Annotated in this window: 16 protein-coding genes and 4 tRNA genes; 5 read left to right on the forward strand and 15 right to left on the reverse strand. The window is 49.1% G+C overall.

The window, feature by feature from the left end; translation table 11 throughout:
• Window positions 1-83: 83 nt before the first annotated feature.
• The 5 genes from FHP88_RS09975 to FHP88_RS09995 all read right to left on the reverse strand — a co-directional run bounded on the left by FHP88_RS09975 (window position 84) and on the right by FHP88_RS09995 (window position 2,668).
• On the reverse strand, window positions 84-1,751 hold the full coding sequence (locus tag FHP88_RS09975) for an acyltransferase family protein (RefSeq protein WP_144358907.1): 1,668 nt from the start codon (window positions 1,749-1,751) through the stop codon (window positions 84-86).
• A gap of 572 nt (window positions 1,752-2,323) precedes the next feature.
• Window positions 2,324-2,399, reverse strand: a tRNA-Lys gene (locus FHP88_RS09980).
• Between the two features lie 6 nt (window positions 2,400-2,405).
• Window positions 2,406-2,481, reverse strand: a tRNA-His gene (locus tag FHP88_RS09985).
• 18 nt (window positions 2,482-2,499) lie between these two features.
• Window positions 2,500-2,576: transfer RNA gene (locus tag FHP88_RS09990), tRNA-Arg, on the reverse strand.
• Between the two features lie 15 nt (window positions 2,577-2,591).
• Window positions 2,592-2,668, reverse strand: a tRNA-Pro gene (locus FHP88_RS09995).
• A 165-nt stretch (window positions 2,669-2,833) separates the two neighbouring features.
• Between FHP88_RS09995 and folD the strand changes: the two genes are divergently transcribed.
• Window positions 2,834-3,688, forward strand: coding sequence for a bifunctional methylenetetrahydrofolate dehydrogenase/methenyltetrahydrofolate cyclohydrolase FolD (gene folD / locus FHP88_RS10000; protein WP_144358908.1), 855 nt, complete (start codon window positions 2,834-2,836; stop codon window positions 3,686-3,688).
• Here the strand turns inward: folD and FHP88_RS10005 are convergent.
• Complete coding sequence (locus FHP88_RS10005) at window positions 3,685-4,581, reverse strand: hypothetical protein (protein WP_144358909.1); 897 nt, start codon at window positions 4,579-4,581, stop codon at window positions 3,685-3,687. The genes folD and FHP88_RS10005 overlap by 4 nt on opposite strands.
• Window positions 4,582-4,717: 136 nt before the next feature.
• Between FHP88_RS10005 and FHP88_RS10010 the strand changes: the two genes are divergently transcribed.
• Window positions 4,718-5,158 carry a DUF2214 family protein gene (locus FHP88_RS10010; RefSeq protein WP_144358910.1) on the forward strand — a complete coding sequence of 147 codons (441 nt, stop codon included), beginning with the start codon at window positions 4,718-4,720 and terminating at the stop codon, window positions 5,156-5,158.
• A 244-nt stretch (window positions 5,159-5,402) separates the two neighbouring features.
• On the opposite strand, the gene soxB is transcribed toward FHP88_RS10010, so the two are convergent.
• The 9 genes from soxB to FHP88_RS10055 form a co-directional block, all read right to left on the reverse strand.
• Complete coding sequence (gene soxB, locus FHP88_RS10015) at window positions 5,403-7,181, reverse strand: thiosulfohydrolase SoxB (protein ID WP_144358911.1); 1,779 nt, start codon at window positions 7,179-7,181, stop codon at window positions 5,403-5,405.
• 142 nt (window positions 7,182-7,323) lie between these two features.
• A complete protein-coding gene (soxZ, locus tag FHP88_RS10020; RefSeq protein ID WP_144358912.1) occupies window positions 7,324-7,638 on the reverse strand; it encodes a thiosulfate oxidation carrier complex protein SoxZ in 315 nt (104 codons plus the stop codon).
• A 54-nt stretch (window positions 7,639-7,692) separates the two neighbouring features.
• Complete coding sequence (soxY, locus tag FHP88_RS10025; protein WP_144358913.1) at window positions 7,693-8,163, reverse strand: thiosulfate oxidation carrier protein SoxY; 471 nt, start codon at window positions 8,161-8,163, stop codon at window positions 7,693-7,695.
• A gap of 28 nt (window positions 8,164-8,191) precedes the next feature.
• Window positions 8,192-8,863 carry a rhodanese-like domain-containing protein gene (locus FHP88_RS10030; protein ID WP_144358914.1) on the reverse strand — a complete coding sequence of 224 codons (672 nt, stop codon included), beginning with the start codon at window positions 8,861-8,863 and terminating at the stop codon, window positions 8,192-8,194.
• A gap of 26 nt (window positions 8,864-8,889) precedes the next feature.
• Window positions 8,890-9,228, reverse strand: coding sequence for a SoxXA-binding protein (locus tag FHP88_RS10035; protein ID WP_144358915.1), 339 nt, complete (start codon window positions 9,226-9,228; stop codon window positions 8,890-8,892).
• A gap of 50 nt (window positions 9,229-9,278) precedes the next feature.
• Entirely contained in the window at window positions 9,279-10,112 is an 834-nt protein-coding gene (gene soxA, locus FHP88_RS10040) for a sulfur oxidation c-type cytochrome SoxA (RefSeq protein ID WP_144358916.1), read from the reverse strand.
• Between the two features lie 44 nt (window positions 10,113-10,156).
• Window positions 10,157-10,555, reverse strand: a complete 399-nt coding sequence (gene soxX / locus FHP88_RS10045; RefSeq protein WP_335341581.1) for a sulfur oxidation c-type cytochrome SoxX — start codon at window positions 10,553-10,555, stop codon at window positions 10,157-10,159.
• A 462-nt stretch (window positions 10,556-11,017) separates the two neighbouring features.
• Window positions 11,018-11,626 (reverse strand): response regulator transcription factor, encoded by a 609-nt coding sequence (locus tag FHP88_RS10050; protein WP_144358917.1) that lies wholly within the window; start codon window positions 11,624-11,626, stop codon window positions 11,018-11,020.
• Window positions 11,623-13,779, reverse strand: coding sequence for a PhnD/SsuA/transferrin family substrate-binding protein (locus tag FHP88_RS10055; RefSeq protein ID WP_260843239.1), 2,157 nt, complete (start codon window positions 13,777-13,779; stop codon window positions 11,623-11,625). The genes FHP88_RS10050 and FHP88_RS10055 overlap by 4 nt, the downstream gene beginning before the upstream one ends.
• 229 nt (window positions 13,780-14,008) lie before the next feature.
• Here FHP88_RS10055 and FHP88_RS10060 point away from each other — a divergent pair, with 229 nt between their 5' ends.
• The 3 genes from FHP88_RS10060 to FHP88_RS10070 are packed head-to-tail and all read left to right on the forward strand — an operon-like array spanning window position 14,009 to window position 16,687.
• Window positions 14,009-14,449 (forward strand): universal stress protein, encoded by a 441-nt coding sequence (locus FHP88_RS10060; protein WP_144358918.1) that lies wholly within the window; start codon window positions 14,009-14,011, stop codon window positions 14,447-14,449.
• Between the two features lie 50 nt (window positions 14,450-14,499).
• Window positions 14,500-15,339, forward strand: coding sequence for a M15 family metallopeptidase (locus FHP88_RS10065; RefSeq protein ID WP_260843240.1), 840 nt, complete (start codon window positions 14,500-14,502; stop codon window positions 15,337-15,339).
• 1 nt (window position 15,340) lies between these two features.
• Window positions 15,341-16,687: a M14 family metallopeptidase gene (locus FHP88_RS10070; RefSeq protein WP_144358919.1), complete on the forward strand. Its 1,347-nt coding sequence runs from the start codon at window positions 15,341-15,343 to the stop codon at window positions 16,685-16,687.
• The last annotated feature ends 6 nt before the right edge of the window (window positions 16,688-16,693 follow it).

Here is a 16,693-nt window from a genome sequence, read left to right on the forward strand (position 1 = left end):
ACAGCTTCTCTGCGAAACTCTTCGGTATAGGCTGGTTTTCTATGCTTTGTCATGTGACATCTCCGTGCTAGACCTAAATCTAACTATAGAAGGTGTCTACTATTCGTGGGTAACTCGGTTTTTCCTGATTTTAATAAGCGTGTAATAATTCCAAAAAAACTTTCCCAATATATTTCTCTTGCACCTTCGGCAGTAGAGCTGCGAAAAGATTCACTAAAAAGATTATTAGGATTCTCATTTGGTAGACCTGGATATGAATCTAGTTGATCGCCAAATAAGTAGGCGCTATGTCTAAAGCCCAATATGATATTTTTTATAGAATCATTGGTTTCTAAATAAACAAGTGATTCTTTAATCCATTTAGAACAGCCGGGCTGCTTTACTTCAAAGAGCAGTGCAGGTGGGCAGCCGCTAAAACTTAGATGCAATAATCCTTTTCCATCTTGCTCGAGAATTTTAGAAAGAGCATAGGTTGGTTCCACTATATGGCTGTCTCCAAAACTTGCCCAAGTAACATTATTTTCGAAGTATCTGCAAGACACATCAGGACTCAAGTAATCTGCACCCTTAGTGTGACATTCCTTTCTTTTAGGGCTAGGTTGGATAGTTTCAGTATATATATTATTTGCAAAGCGCCCCTGAAACCCTTGGTATAAATGGCCTGAAAGTCCCACCGATAATACAAGAATGATTGAAGCGGCAGAATATTGAAAAATAGCTTTTCTATTAAACGACGTTTTGCTTCTAAATGGCTTTTCAATGAATCGATAGCTCAAGTACGACAATATAAAGGTAGCTATGATAGCCGATACAAGCATCGGAGTACTTGGTTCTCCGATTGTTTTAAGACGGAGAAATGCAAACAGTGGTTGATGCCACAAATACAGTGAATATGATATTAGCCCTACAGATACAAACAGTCTGGTTGAAAGGAATCGTCCAACAAAAGTATCACTCTTCCCGAAGATAATAATGAAGCATGTTCCAAGAACAGGGGTTAGAGTAAAAAAGCTTGGAAAAGGCGTTTGTGCGTCGAAGAATAATATTGACACTAAGATTAGTAAAAGCCCAAGTAACCCTATTATTTCCCTCGTTAATTTGGTCGTGGATATCGTTTTTAAATTCATGAAAGCCACTAAAGATCCAAACAACAATTCCCACGCACGACTAAAGATCAAGTAGAAATTTTCATCTACCCAGCCTTTTGTCGATAAATATTGTGAGAGAAAAAGCGAAATTAGAGATATTACAACTAGTATAGAGATGATGTTTTTTTTGCCTGCTGACCAAAGAAGCATCAATAGGATAGGGAAGAAAATATAATACTGTTCTTCAACTGCAAGGCTCCATGTATGCAGCAGTGGCTTTTCATCTGAGACTGTTGAAAAGTATCCACTTGTTAAATAGAAAAATATGTTTGACGAAAATGTCGCTACTGAGACAAGACTTTGAGAATAAGATTTCAATAAGTCGGCAGGCATTAATATAAATGCAGCGATTGTGGTGAAAAGTAAAACCAGACTTAGTGCGGGAAGTATTCTTCTGGCTCGGCGTTCATAGAAGTTTATAAGTGAAAACTGCTGTTTACTTATTTCGGCTACAATAATTGATGTAATCAAATAACCGCTGATAACAAAAAAAATATCAACGCCGATATAGCCACCACTAAAGCCAGAGAAGTCTCCGTGAAATAATATGACTGGGAGAACGGCTATGGCGCGTAGACCATCTATCTCTTTTCTGTATTGCAACTAAGTATTCCTTTACAAGGATTGATTAATGTTCCAAGTCATCCGCGCCCGGTGTTGTCCACGGGCTGCAGGAGAGTCACATATATAGTTATTGTACTGAGTAACTGATAACCATCCAAAATGTAAATGTCAAATCACAGGTGTGCAACCTACCGCATATTTAAGCTTGTTAAAGAGCTCAATCATTTGAAATTGTTCTGTTTGAAGCCACTGTTTTAGTTCTCCTGCATTGAGACGATCGACCTTCATGTCCTTTTCAGGGGTTTGGAGGGAGACAATTTAGATAGTTTACGGCTCAGTGACCAAGCGATTAGAGGCTGTATTAGTTTCACTGCTTTAGGCTTGCATACGCAATTAGGGATAGGGGTGGGTCAAAAGTCCACAACTGACAGCCCAGTGACCGACGCCCAAGGTATATTTCTACATCACCAAAATGAACATTTCAAATCAGGGTCAGGCAAGGATCATTTGTTGCCTATTTTGGGTGATTAGTGCGTTTCAAATGTGCACCAGATGTGCACCGGGGAAAAAACAAAGGAGTTGGGATTTCTCCTAACTCCTTGATTTTATTGTGGTGGGCCATGTAGGGGTCGAACCTACGACAAATGGATTAAGAGTCCACTGCTCTACCAGCTGAGCTAATGGCCCAATTTATGGGGTGGACGATGGGGCTCGAACCCACGACAACCGGAATCACAATCCGGGACTCTACCAACTGAGCTACGCCCACCATAAACTGTAAAGAACTTGGCACGCCCGGCAGGATTCGAACCTGCTACCCTCGGCTTAGAAGGCCGATGCTCTATCCAAATGAGCTACGGGCGCATGATCGAAAAAAAATGGTCGGGGTAGAGAGATTCGAACTCCCGACATCCTGCTCCCAAAGCAGGCGCGCTACCAGACTGCGCTATACCCCGATGACCGGACCCTCGCCGTATCGCGAAAGAGGCCGGAATAATACGCAGCCATCTGCAATGAGTCAACGAAAAAATTCGCTAATGGGGTGCTTCACGCGGTGAAAAAAGTGGTCAATCGCGCTATTATGCGCCCCTTCCTTTCAAACTGTAGTGGAATCTCACGAAATGAGTGCAAATATCCTTGATGGCAAGGCCATCGCCGCCGATCTTCGCAGCGACATCAAGGCCCAGGTGAGCCGGATGACTGAGGCTGGCGAGCGTCCACCGGGTCTGGTAGTGATACTGGTCGGCGAGGATCCGGCTTCCCAGGTATACGTCCGCAACAAGCAGCGCTCCTGTGAAGAGGTAGGATTCCTATCAGAATTGCGCAGACTGCCCGCCGAGACGACCGAGGCCGAACTTATAGCGCAGATCGATGAATTGAATGCCCGGGAAGATGTCGATGGCATTCTGGTGCAGTTACCACTGCCCAAGCAGATCGATGAAGAGACCGTTACCGAACGCATTCTACCCACCAAAGATGTAGACGGCTTTCACCCCTACAATGTGGGCCGTCTGGCGCTGCGTATGCCGATTATGCGCCCCTGCACCCCCAAGGGTGTTATGACCATGCTGGAGCGCACTGGACAGCGCCTGGAGGGGCTAGACGCGGTGATTATTGGGCAGTCCAACATTGTCGGTCGACCCATGGCGCTGGAGCTGCTCGCCGCCCGCTGCACCATCACCGTTTGCCACAGCCGCACCAAGGATCTGGAAGAGAAGATTTCCAAGGCGGATATTGTGGTTGCCGCCGTGGGCAGAGCCAATTTTGTTAAGGGCGAGTGGATCAAACCTGGTGCCCTGGTGATCGATGTGGGTATTAACCGACTTGAAGACGGCACCCTTTGCGGTGATGTGGATTACGCCTCGGCGGCCGAGAAGGCGGCGTGGATTACGCCCGTGCCTGGCGGTGTTGGCCCCATGACCGTCGCCACACTACTCGAAAACACCTTGCAAGCACGGGAACTGCACGACCGTTAATGCTTCTCCGGCGCGGCTTGTTCTTTGTTCAAGTCGCGCCCTACCCACTCCATTCTTGCTCGCAACAATCGCTTTAACAGCTGTAAAAGCAGCCAGATAGAGGCGAGTGGAAATAACACGGTCTGCATCAGAAATACCACGATCATCTGGATGGCATGCTCGCTGATATGGGTCGCCGCTTGATTGAATGCGGCCATTCGGGATTCAATATCTATCGCACGAGTAGCCGTTTCATAGACGCGCTTTGCTTCATCAAGCAGTGATCGTTCATCGGCCTTCGCCAGTGGCGGCTGAATCTCACTATTCACTTCACCAATATGAGTGGCCGCTTGTTCAAGTTGTGTTTGAGATTCACTGTATTGCGGCGCTAAAAATGCACGATAAAAACTTTCGCTACCAATTGCCATCAATGCAACAGAGAAACGCAGCACCAACAAGACCAGCGCAATCCGGCACAAAAACCTCCGTGTACCAATCAGCGACTGACTTGGCCACCAGAGCACCCATAGCAAGCTGGCTACCGCTCCAAGCGTAATGTAAGTCAGCCAGGACGATGCCATAGCATCCAGTAGGACGCGCTGGATACCAAACGAGGTGCTGCTGGCCAGCATCACCCAGGAGAATCGCTCGACTAGATCATTAACCGGATCCAGTATTTCTCCCGGTTTAAAATTAAGACCAATTCCTACTGGTTCTATCGCTACTTCAGTCCCCTGGGCCACTGAAATAACCCCATTTAATCCCCGACTCAAAGCAAAAACCACGAGCGCACGCTTGAACCCCGCCTCTGTGTATTCATGACCCAACCGATCTAGCGTGCCGAACTGGATCAATGCCATCAAAACAATCAGCAACAGAGAATAGGTGAATTTTCGGGTCAAGGGATGGAACATTGTTTGCGCTCGTCCATTGAATGTGAGATCAATGTTTAGATCATACGCCGATCTTGTACTTTACAACCACAACAGAGAACTGGACGGAAAAAATATCTGTGGGATAACGTGACGTACTGGGCAAGGTAGAATAACTATGGCTTTCATCATCACCAAATACGCTCACTTCCTCGGTATTCTGCTGCTGTTTTCCAGTTGTCTACTGGAATATCAGCGGCTCAAGCCAATACTTACACGTGCAGAGGTTAAGCGATTAGCACGCGTCGATATTGTTTTTGGATTATCTGCCTTGCTGGTTTTAATGAGTGGATTGGCAATGGCGCTTTGGCTAGCCAAGCCACTGGACTATTATCTGAACAACTGGATTTTCCACTTCAAATACAGCCTATTCATTGTCATCGGGCTGATTTCAGCCTACCCAACGGTTTTCTTTATTCGTAACCGACGGGGGAATGATGCGGATACTCTTGACCTACCGAGAGGCATGAAAACAGTTATCACACTGGAATTAACGGGGATACTCTGCCTGCCTTTGCTGGGTATATTAATGGCGGCTGGGTTTGGTGCAATCAGATAAGCCGATAAGGGTCGGAGTCGAATAGCACTTACTTAAGCAGATTCGTATCCAATGTAGGGTGGGTTAGGCGCGTTGTTTGCGCCGTAACCCACCAACGGTGCCGTCAGGCACACCTTAAATAAACGACTTGTGTTGCTGCGCAACGCTTGGTGGGTTACGCAAAAAACGCTAACCCACCCTACATTTGAGCTTAAGTAAGTACCATTCGGGTCGGAGTCAATTTTTGACTCCGACCCTTTGCCGATTAGGCCGCAGGATAATCTTCCAAGCCCGGATTACCCTTCATGCCAACCAGCTTTGGGGTATTCAGTTTATTGATCTTCACCTGTTTCTGATCACGCAAATAATCGGCGACCACATCCCAGATAGGACGACCGGGTGATTGTGAGCCCACCGTTGCCCAACCGGCGACCATATATTTTTTATTCGCTTCGATCTTGGTGCCATCATCCAGTGTCATGTCACTGATACGCTTACCGAACGATTGATTGGGGTCGCACACATAATCCAGACCACCTACCCGCACCATATCTCCGCCCTGCTGGAAGTAAGGGTCTGGATTAAACAGATTATCACCCACATCTTCCAGAATCGCCTTGATGTCGGCACCACTCATCTCTCGACGGTAGGTTTCTGGATAGGTGATGCAGGTTTGGTCCATGACGTTTTCCATGGTAATGGTCTGCCCGGGTATGACGGTCGTTCCCCAACGGAAGCCTGGGGAGAGCGATATCTGTGCATCATTCACTTTATTTAATGCATCACAGATCACTTGATCAAAGGTGCCATTGAAGTTTCCACGCCGATAGAGTGTCTCTTCAGCGAGCGCCAAAGGCTCTTCAAGTTGCGTCTTGTAAGGCGCACGTACCTGATCGATGTAAGCCTGCATGGCAGGATCAGCTTTCAAAAGATTGGAGAAGATCGGCACCAACCGGTATTGGAAGCCTTGGAGTTTGCCATTACGCACATCCAGATCCATAACGCCGAGGAATTTTCCGTTGGAACCGGCATTGGTCACCAAGGTTTTTCCTGAGCTATTTTCAACCACCGTTGGTGCCGGCATACCATCGTGAGTATGGCCACCAAAAATCACATCAATGCCGGTGACTTGTTCCGCCATCTTGAGATCCACATCCATGCCATTATGTGACAATACCACGACCAGATCGGGTTTTTCGTTGGAGCGCACCTGATCAACTACGGCTTGCATTCGCTCATCCTGAATACCAAAGGTCCAATCAGGTATAAAACGCTGTGGATTGGCGATTGGCGTATAGGGGAAGGCCTGCCCAATCACAGCAACGCGAACACCATTCACTGTGCGCATTGTATACGGCTTAAAAGCGAGGCCCGCATCTTCGTTGAAGCCATCAAAATCACTGAACTTGTAATCAAACAGCGCCTCTTCAGTGACTTTCACATTCTGCGCAATGAACTCACCCTTGAACTCACCGATATTTTCGATGACCTCACGGTCCTGATAAGTGAACTCCCAATGCCCGGTCATGATATCTACGCCCAGGAGATTACAGGCTTCCACCATATCCTTGCCACGGGTCCAGTACGCGGTACCTGAACCCTGCCAGGTATCGCCACCATCGAGCAACAACGAGTTACCATCACCCCGCTCTGCACGCAATCGCTTGACCAGACTGGCGAGATGAGCAAAACCACCGACCCTACCGTATGTTTTAGCCGCTGCATCATAATTCAGATAACTGAATGCATGAGCCGCCGAACTATCCGGCGTGACGCCAAAGTGCTTCAGAAAAGCGTTACCCACCAGATGGGGTGCTTTACCCAATGCGCCACCCACACCCAAATTGACATTGGGCTCACGAAAATAGACTGGATTCAACTGCGCATGACAATCTGTCATGTGCATCAGACAGACATTACCGAACCGTGGGATCTCATAGAGATCGGTCGGACGCTGACTGGAAGCACGAAGTGATCCCGGCAGTAATCCAGCCGCACCTGCCATACCCATGAGGTGCAGGAACTCTCGTCTTGATAGGGTCATAGTGAATTAACCTTTTTCCAGGCACTGATCAAACCAATGACAGGGCCTGTAATTTCTTATTGTTTACCACTGTGAAACAGCCCGTTTCACAGTGGTTTGGACTTGCTGCACAAGGTGCAGCATACCTCCCAAAACATCAAAACTAACCGATGGCCTCTTCAGCAGAATCCGTCTCACCTTTGTTATCAGTCCAGGTTAGTTTGAGTTTTTCGCCTTCACCGCCATCAAATTTAAAAGAGAGATAGGGGTTTTTGGAAACACCGCCACTCCAATGTGCGTTCATCACCATCTTGCCGCCTACTTCACAGACTACTTCCTGAATATAGTGAGCCGGCACCATGCCACCCGCCTTGGAGTCTTTACGAAATCCAGATTCCATCTGATGAGTTAACAGTGCCTTGACGGTGGTGACACCATCTTTAAATTTTGCGCGAATCTTGATGCTCTTTGATGCCATGATCGATACCTCAATATGTGTCTAATGTTTAATTGATTGAGTTGTAAAACGGCATTAACCGCCACAACCACCAATGGTCACCTTGACACCTTTTTTTGCTGTGTAGAGCTTGCCACCTGCCTTGACCACAGCAATGACATCACCACTCTTACCCATTTTAATACGGGTTGATGCATATCCATGCGCTCCACCCATCAGGTCAAAACTAGCAACCAGGGGAGCAGGATTATTGGGAGCAGCAATAGTGATGGATTCAACACCCGCCATGGTTGCAGTTACGGTAATGGGTACCACCGCTCCGTTCTCAGCAATCTCGGGGGCCTTAATGCTGATATCACCACTCTCCATCATTTCAGAAGATCCCAATAAATTGGCAAGTCCTTCTGTCATATCTTTTGCACCAAAAGCCTTGGCCGGCCAGGCAGCAAGGACGGTCGTTGGCATTAACAGCCCAGCACTTACCGCCACACCCAGAGTGCTGGCGGCCATGGAACCCTTGATAATCAATCTGCGTAAATTATTCATAACTGTTTCCTGTATTGATTCTATATGCTCAGGGTTTAACGGTGGTCAGGCCTACGCTAACCCAATCCTGCATACCACCGCGATACCACTTCAGCTTGTAGGCTGGATAACCCATTTTCGTGAGTGTTTTTATGTTCACTGATGACTGGGGGCACCATATGCCATTACAAAACAGCACCAAGGTCTTGGCATTGCGGAAATCCCACTTGCCATCCATCTCCTGGACACTGAATTGTTTGACCAGGATATCGTGCAGGGTCTCCGCTTCCGCCTCGATCTCGAAGTTGCCGGCAACATCGATATTGATCCAGTTCCAGGGAATGTTCACCGAGCCAGGAATAGTGCCTCGCTGGATCCAGTCCGGGGTACGGGAATCCACCAGCATCACCGAGCGGTCCCCGTTGCTGATCCGTTTCAGGTAGCCCAGCACCTCCAGCTCACCTACGGTGTCCACCCCCGGTACCAGCTGCATCGGCTGGATGCAGAACGGCGGACAGTGGCGTGAAGTACGCGCGTATGCCTTCGGGATAGTGGCGTTTTCATCGTCGATACGACGAATGGTTACCGTCTTCCCCTGGTGCATCACCTCCAGCGACTCCATCGCCGGAGTAATCTTGGCTTTCGGGCCGGCCAGAGCCTGACCTGCCAGTACCAGGGTGCCGGCCAGGATCAGGTTGATAAGTGCCTTGCCATATTTCATAGTCTCTCTCCTTCAGTGATCGGTCTTCAGTACATTGCCTTCAGGTAGGAGGGTATCTCCAGCTTGCTCTGCGATACCGCCTGCTGGTAGCCGAGATTGCCCTCGCTCTCGGCCTTGTTGGCCAGCCTGATCGCTTTTGCGTAGTCACCCTCTTCGACCGCTTTCTTGGCGTTCTTGATGAACTTGCCAGTATCCCGCCACTCGCCATTGACCGAATCCGCCTTCTTCTGTGCCGCTTCCGCCCGGGTAATCGCCTCGGAGGCTGTTGCAGCATCCGCCTTCATCTCACCCGCCAGCAGTGCTGTGCTGCCAGCCATCAGGCCGAGAACAATCGCTACTGCGGCCCATCGTTGTACTCTGTTCATAGTCTTCTCCAGATTCTCTGCTTGTCTGATTCTGTACTTATCCAGCAGGCTCATTTTCGTGCGCCGGGCCCGTTAAGCTCCAGACCATTGCTCAGGTAACTGAGGAAATACTCCAGGTTGCGGTACTCCGGACCCTGCGCCTTCATCGGTTTGGCACGAATATTCTTGTTGCAGCCAGTGAAGCGACGGTGCAGGGTGCCCACGGTGCCCCAATCGACCTTGGAGCGGTACACCGGCCAGTGGGTTATATGACCGACCGAGGGACTGAGGATCTCGGTACGCACCTTGAGCCCGGTGTTCTGAACATGGCAGGTGGCGCAGGAGAAGTTGAGCTGGCCGCGGCGGGTAAAGTAGAATTTCTTGCCATCTTCATAGGCGGCCATTGCACGTGGATCATCCTTCGGGACTTCGACATTAACCACCTTGCCCCGGGACTGGAAGGCAATGTAGGAGAGGATGTCGTTGATCGGCCCCTTCTTGTACTTCAAGGGCTTCTCGCTGTTGGCCTTGCGGCACTGGTTCAGTGCCAGCGGCAGGGTCATCACCAGCCCCTGCTCCCGGTCCCAGCGTGGGTAGTTGTGGGCAATCGCCGGACCATCGGGAAAGCAGTCCTTATAGCCCTTGCCATTGGCAAACGGTTTTTCCCACATCACCTGCCCACGATCGATGAACGGCTCGTAGGGAGGGAATTCTTCGATCGCTTCCCAGTTCTCTCGCCCGACTGGGTCGATGGCGTAAGCGCCGTTGGCGTACTCCTCCATCGGCACGTTGGGGAACTTGCCCTTATAATATTTAATGAAGGCCATACGATCCTCTTCGGGACCGGCCTGTGCCGACACGGCCGTTACTAGCAGCACGGCCAAACTGATCAGTAGCTTTTTCATAGTCTCTCTTCCGGTAGCAGTAAGCAGTTGCGTGAGCGTTGTCTCTAGAGTGTCCAGATATACTCAACGACCTTATCAATCTCGTCATCTGTTAAGACCTTGAAGCGGCCGAATGGCACCATTGCAGACTCCGGGTTAGCCGCCGTTGCATCCCAGATCTGAGCACGTAGCTTGGCCTTATCAGGAAAACGGGCTTTCATGGCAATCAGGGGCGGGCCGATGTTGCCTGGTGATTCGCCATCCTCGATCATGTGGCAAGCAAGGCAATTGCCTTGACTGCGACCGGTTGCAATGGCCTTGCCTGCTGCCACGATTTTTGGATCAGACGGTGCTGCCATCGCGGCCGGCTCTTGTTTTGTTACGGGTTTATTTGAGCAGGCGGTTAACCATGCTGCTGATGTGATGACGACCAGTGTTGAAACCAGTCTGACCATTTTTCTCATCATCTCCTCCTTAGGCGGATGCTGAAAGGTGACCGCTTGCCCAATGGTAGGACGTTAGCCTGTGTGCTTCCCTGCACGCCCTGTTATCGGACAACCGGTCAGTGATGTCGTCAGTCTGCCTAGTTTATTGCTTTACTCAGGAAGATTGCTGTCGGCAGGGTCGCTACGGCCAGATCTTCCCGGGGCAGATTTTCAGACGTACCTGATTATGGAAAGTGATTTGCTTGTTGAAAATTGGAACATACAGCCGCTGATATTGGGGTTTACCTTAACCGCACTTGGGAGGCTACCCATGTAAATCCGCTTTTCCATTCTTTAGTTCGGATAGTCAACAGACTGTTGTTGGTTTTTGAGTTACAGGTACCACAGCGTACCGGAACAGTGGAGGGTAAAAAACAAGGTGTTTTATAAGGTAGATTCGCTTGCACTATCACACCCAAAAAAGTGGACGCAGTAGTACAGCTATTGGGATTCCAGCGTCAACATCATACGCATCAGGTCTGATAATGTTTTCGCTTCCATCTTATCCATGACCTTTGCCCGATGCGCTTCAACAGTGGATTGACTCACTGAAAGCTCTGAGGCAATAAGTTTATTTCGTAACCCCTGTATTACAAGTTCGAGCACCTCACGCTCACGAGGTGTAAGACGCGACAACTTGGCTTCAATATCAGCAATATGGGAAGCCTCGCCCCGTTGACGTGCGTCATGCTCAAGGGCTCGATGTACACTGTCCAGTAGGGACTGATCATTAAAAGGTTTCTCGATAAAATCAATCGCTCCTGCCTGCACGGCACGCACAGCCATCGGTACATCACCATGTCCCGTAATGATGATAATAGGTGGGCAAAGTGCTTCTTCTGTCAATTGCATCTGCAGATCCAACCCACTCATTCCTGGCATACGCACATCCACCACGATACAACCAGGACGGGTCGGGTCAAACTGCTTGAGATAGCTCCCCGCCGAATCAAACAGCTCTACCTTGAGGCCAACAGATTCCATCAATAGCTGAAGCGCTTCCCGCACTTCCTGGTCATCATCGACAATAAAGATCGTACTCTCACTCATGACGCTGTCTCTCTTGTTTGTGACGTTGGCAACTGGAACACGAAGGTGGCTCCTTTACGGCTATCTGATTCGACAAAGATACGGCCCTTATGCGCTTCAATGATCCCCTGACTGATAGACAGACCCAGCCCCATGCCATTTGATTTTGTCGTAACAAAGGGATTAAACAGTTGATCGGCTATCGAGGCATCCAATCCCGGCCCTGTATCACGCAGCACCACTTTTACATAACCGTCTTGTAGATTCCGGGTAGAAATATTAAGCACGCGCGTCCCTTCAGGTACCTCTAACATGGCTTCTATCGCATTTCTTGCCAGGTTCAGGATCACCTGATCGATCTGGACATGTTGGGCGAGCACCGCACCTACATGTTCATCCAACTCCAGATCAATTCTGACACCGGCCTTACGAATCTCCGTACGGAGTAGCGTGATCACTTCATTAATCACTTCATTAATATCAATCAGACTTAACTCAGGCTGCTCTTTTTTTACAAATTGCCGGAGGTGACGAATAATTTTGCCGGCCCGTGCCGCCTGCGCACCAATACGTTCCATCACATCAATCACTCGTTCAGTCTCTCCGTTGTTGCTCTCCAGCATGCGGATACAGGCATGTGCATTGGTCGCTATAGCCGTCAACGGTTGATTAATCTCGTGGGCGATCCCCGATGCCATTTCACCCATCGTGCTCAAACGCGCCACATGAGCCAGATCATCCTGGTGCTGTCTTGCCTCTTCATCGATTCTTTTACGATCACTGATGTCACGGAACACCACAACACTGCCAACCGTCTTAAACTGGGCATTCTTAATCGGTGTGCTGGAATACTCCACCGGAAAACTGCCACCATCTTTTTTCCAGAATACATCATCATTGACAAAACGGGGAATCTGATCCCTGCAAGTCGCATAGACCGGGCATTGATCAGCGGGGTGAGGGGTGCCATCTGCACGGGTATGATGCAAGATTTGATGTTGATTCTTACCAAGCAGCTCTTCTACTGCCCACCCAGTGATTTGCGTCATTGCCCGATTGGCGAAGGTGGTATTGCCCTCCATATCTACCCCAAGAATACCATCCGCCACAGAATTTAGAATCAGCTCATACTGCTGCTCAAGATGCAACTTGGCCTGCTTTAACTCCCGATTGAGACGCGAGACCCAGGCCGTCATAAACAGCATGAAAGCAACAAACACTGACGTTACCAACAACCAATACCAATATTTTTTTATCGCATCCAGCAGGGTAAATCGTCCGGAATACTCATAGGGAGGGAGATGTAGATCTATTAACAGATCATGTACCGATTGATAGTCCAGTGGTATGGTCCAACCGGCATAGTTACCCGCCTTCGCGGCTGGGTGGATCTTCGGCATGTTCAATAGAGCAACCGCAACTTTTTGGGCCAGCTCATTAGAGGTATGCAATACTTTACTGAACGGCCACTCCGGATAAAGTCGGGTACTGCGATTAAGCAGAAAACCAGGATTCACCTTGGGATTGATGATTTTAAAGTCATGGATGTTGATCAGCTTGGCGGCGGCCATACGTTCGAGGATGTCCGTACGAACCATCCCCACATCAACCCGGCCATCCCTGACAGCACGCACCACATCATCATGGATACCACCAAAACTGAGTGATGCCATATCTTTGTAGGGATCCAGACCGATAGCCTTTAATTCACGCCAGGACGTCTGAAATCCTCCCAACGAAATCACGTCAACCGCCAACAGGCTTTTCCCCTTCAGATCGGCAAGCGTATTGATATCATGACGATCCTGTCGCGTGAAAATGACACCCCCAAATACGTTATTCGCCACATCACCTGCCTGATTATTGAGTGTGGCAATACGCGAAATACGATAACGCACCTCCAGGTTGACATAGATACCGGGGTTAACGAGGATAAAATCAACCTGACCAAACTTGACGGCAGGATCTACCTCATCAAAATCGAGCGGAACTATCTCGAACTGATATCTTGGTACCACCCTACTCAAATAGGTGGCGGTAGGTGCCCACATGGCGTAGGTGGCTTCATTACCCCGATGGCTCAGCACACCGATCCTAATGACCTGGTCTTCTGCTTGGATAGGGCCAAATAGCTGTATTAGCAGCAGGAAGAACAACAGGGTCCGACGCCACATGGTGATATCCTAAATGGGTGATGATTGCAGACTACGGAAATTTGCCTGAGCAGGCAAGTTCATAACCTGCTACCACACAGCCGCTCTCCAAACATAAAAAACATCCACTTGCTGTTTATTTACATATAAAAATCAATTCGTTAACCCATATCATCTCTCCTTTGAATTGCTCTGGCAAAAAAAACCTGGTCACACCATAATGGAGGTAGGGAATAGAGGAGATAACAACATGGCTAACTATCAACACATCTTACTTGCTGTCGATTTTTCCAAGGAGTTTGAAACCGTACTTAAAAAGGCGATCGAGCAACAGAAAATCAACGACGCCCAGATGACTTTGGTACATGTTGTAGAGTACACAGGTGCTATGTACACCGGTGAAATCCCTTTACCAGAAGATCTGGACCTGGATCAGCGTCTCGCCAAACAGGCGGAGACGAAACTGCAGGCAATGATTGATCAGCACATGCTAAAAAACGCCAAGCAACAAGTAGAGATTGGAACACCAAAACGGGAGATCGTCCGCGTTGCTGATGAGTTGAATGCCGACCTGATTATTATCGGTAGTCACGGAAGACATGGTCTACAGCTGCTGCTCGGATCAACCGCCAATGGCGTGCTTCATCTGGCAAAGTGTGACGTATTAGCGATACGGGTTGAAAGTGACTGAAACAAAGGCCGGAGCTGAAGCCTGGAAAATACGACAGTGGCTGCCGATCCATGACCGGCAGCAAGGGCGATCGCATGCAGCGTAGACGTTTTATTCAGGCCATTACCCTGGGAACATTGGCAGCCCAGCTACCGACCTTAAGAGCGGGCGAACCCCAGCCAGATGACGCGTCTATCAAGGACTATCTCTACCGCATGCGTTTCCCGGATGACCACTACCATCAGGATATCCTGACCAGTGATCAAGACAAGGTCATTCTCAATCAAGTATGCAAACGCCTGAAAAGGATTCAGCGCGTTGTTGGGTACGGAAACTTCAATATTATCAGTTTTGATGAGGCGCTCGATTTATCAAATCGCTATTCGCGGGTTGGTTCTTTTACCCCTCGAGAAACACAACTGATTGAGCAATTGTTCTATGAGGATGCAGGCATCTATGGTTTCTCAGGCGAGAAGACGATGGAAAAACTAACGGCATCGATTGACCGTCAGGATGTTCGTAAGATACCCGGGTCAGGGCATTTTCTTTTTCGCGGCAGACCCACTGAACTTTACAATGACATCCGCAGCAAGGTCGGTGAGCAGGTTGTGCTTACCTCGGGCATCCGTGGAGTTGTTAAACAGATGAGTCTGTTTCTAGACAAGGCAAGCCGCAACGAAGGTAATCTCTCACTCGCGTCACGCTCTCTGGCTCCACCCGGCTACTCTTTCCATGGAACCGGGGATTTCGACGTCGGCCGTAACGGCTGGGGTAGCCTCAACTTTACCGAGGCCTTTGCTGCAACAGAAGAATTCCGGCGACTCACCGATCTTGGCTACATCGACATCCGCTATCCCATCGACAATCGGCTGGGCGTTCGCTTCGAACCCTGGCATATCAAGATAGGCTGACATGAAGCAACTGACGCTCCTACTTCTGTTACTGTTCACCCAAAGTGTCTTGGCCGATGACCGCCTTGAGTTCAGCCTGCACAAAATAGACTCGGGTGTCCCCGGACCTACGATCCTGGTGGTGGGCGGTATACAGGGTGATGAACCGGGTGGATTTCATGCCGCATCACTCCTAGCAACCGATTACCAAGTTACCCAGGGTAGTATCTGGGTAGTACCAAACCTTAATTTCGAAAGCATTATAAAACGCTCTCGCGGCGTCTATGGCGATATGAACCGCAAGTTCGCACGCATGAAAACGACGGACCCGGACTATTCAGAGGTAGAGCGCATTAAGTCACTGATACGCTCACCTGAAGTGGACTTCATCTTCAACATGCATGATGGCAGCGGCTTCTATCGCTCACAAAATATTGACAGTCAGCACAATCCAAATCGCTGGGGGCAGAGCATTATTATTGACCAGGAGAAGCTCGACACACCGAAATACTCCGACGTTGGAACCTTTGCCCGCGAAGTCACAGAACAGGTCAATCAACAGCTACTCAGTGAGGAACACCGCTACCACGTAAAAAACACCCACACTCGGCAAGGCAATGCCGAAATGGAAAAAACCCTTACCTACTACGCCATCAATAATGGCAAAGCCGCCGTTGGTATCGAAGCCAGCAAGAACCTGCCTACCCATGAACGGGTCTACTATCACCTAAATGCCCTGGAAGCCTTTATGCAGCGACTGGGGATAAAGTTCACACGCTCATTCAAACTGGAACCACTGCTTGTAAAGCAGACTATTGATAATAATATTCGCATTGCGTTACATGAGAACCGACTGCTTCTGGATGTTGCCGAAGCGCGCCGACGCATCAACTATCTCCCAATGAAACGTGATGCTCGAATTGAGTTTACGGCTAGCAACCCCCTGGTTGCGATCACCAGCAAAGGCAATGGTTACCATGTTAACTATGGCAACCGGAATCTGACTTTCTTGCATCCTCAGTTTTTTGAATATGACACGAGCCTGAACGCTATTGATATGCACGTTGACGGTAGCCGCTCCAACGTCAACCTTGGGAGCATTGTGACGGTGGCCGAGCACTTTTCAGTGGACCCGCTTGAAGGCTATCGCATCAATGTGATTGGCTGGACCCGCAAAGGAATAGATAACGAAGTGGGTTATGAGATAAAGCGTGATCACATATCGCGCCATTTCTCCGTGGATCTGAGCGGCACACTCTTTCGGGTTGAGGTCTACCATGAGGAAAAATTCTGCGGCATGGTGCTGGTGAAATTCGCCGGGGCACAGGAAGATCAGCACGCCAGTCTTGAACAGAAGAATGAATCCTGATTTACG

The organism is Sedimenticola selenatireducens, from assembly GCF_007625115.1.
Taxonomy (GTDB): Bacteria; Pseudomonadota; Gammaproteobacteria; order Chromatiales; family Chromatiaceae; genus Sedimenticola; species Sedimenticola selenatireducens_A.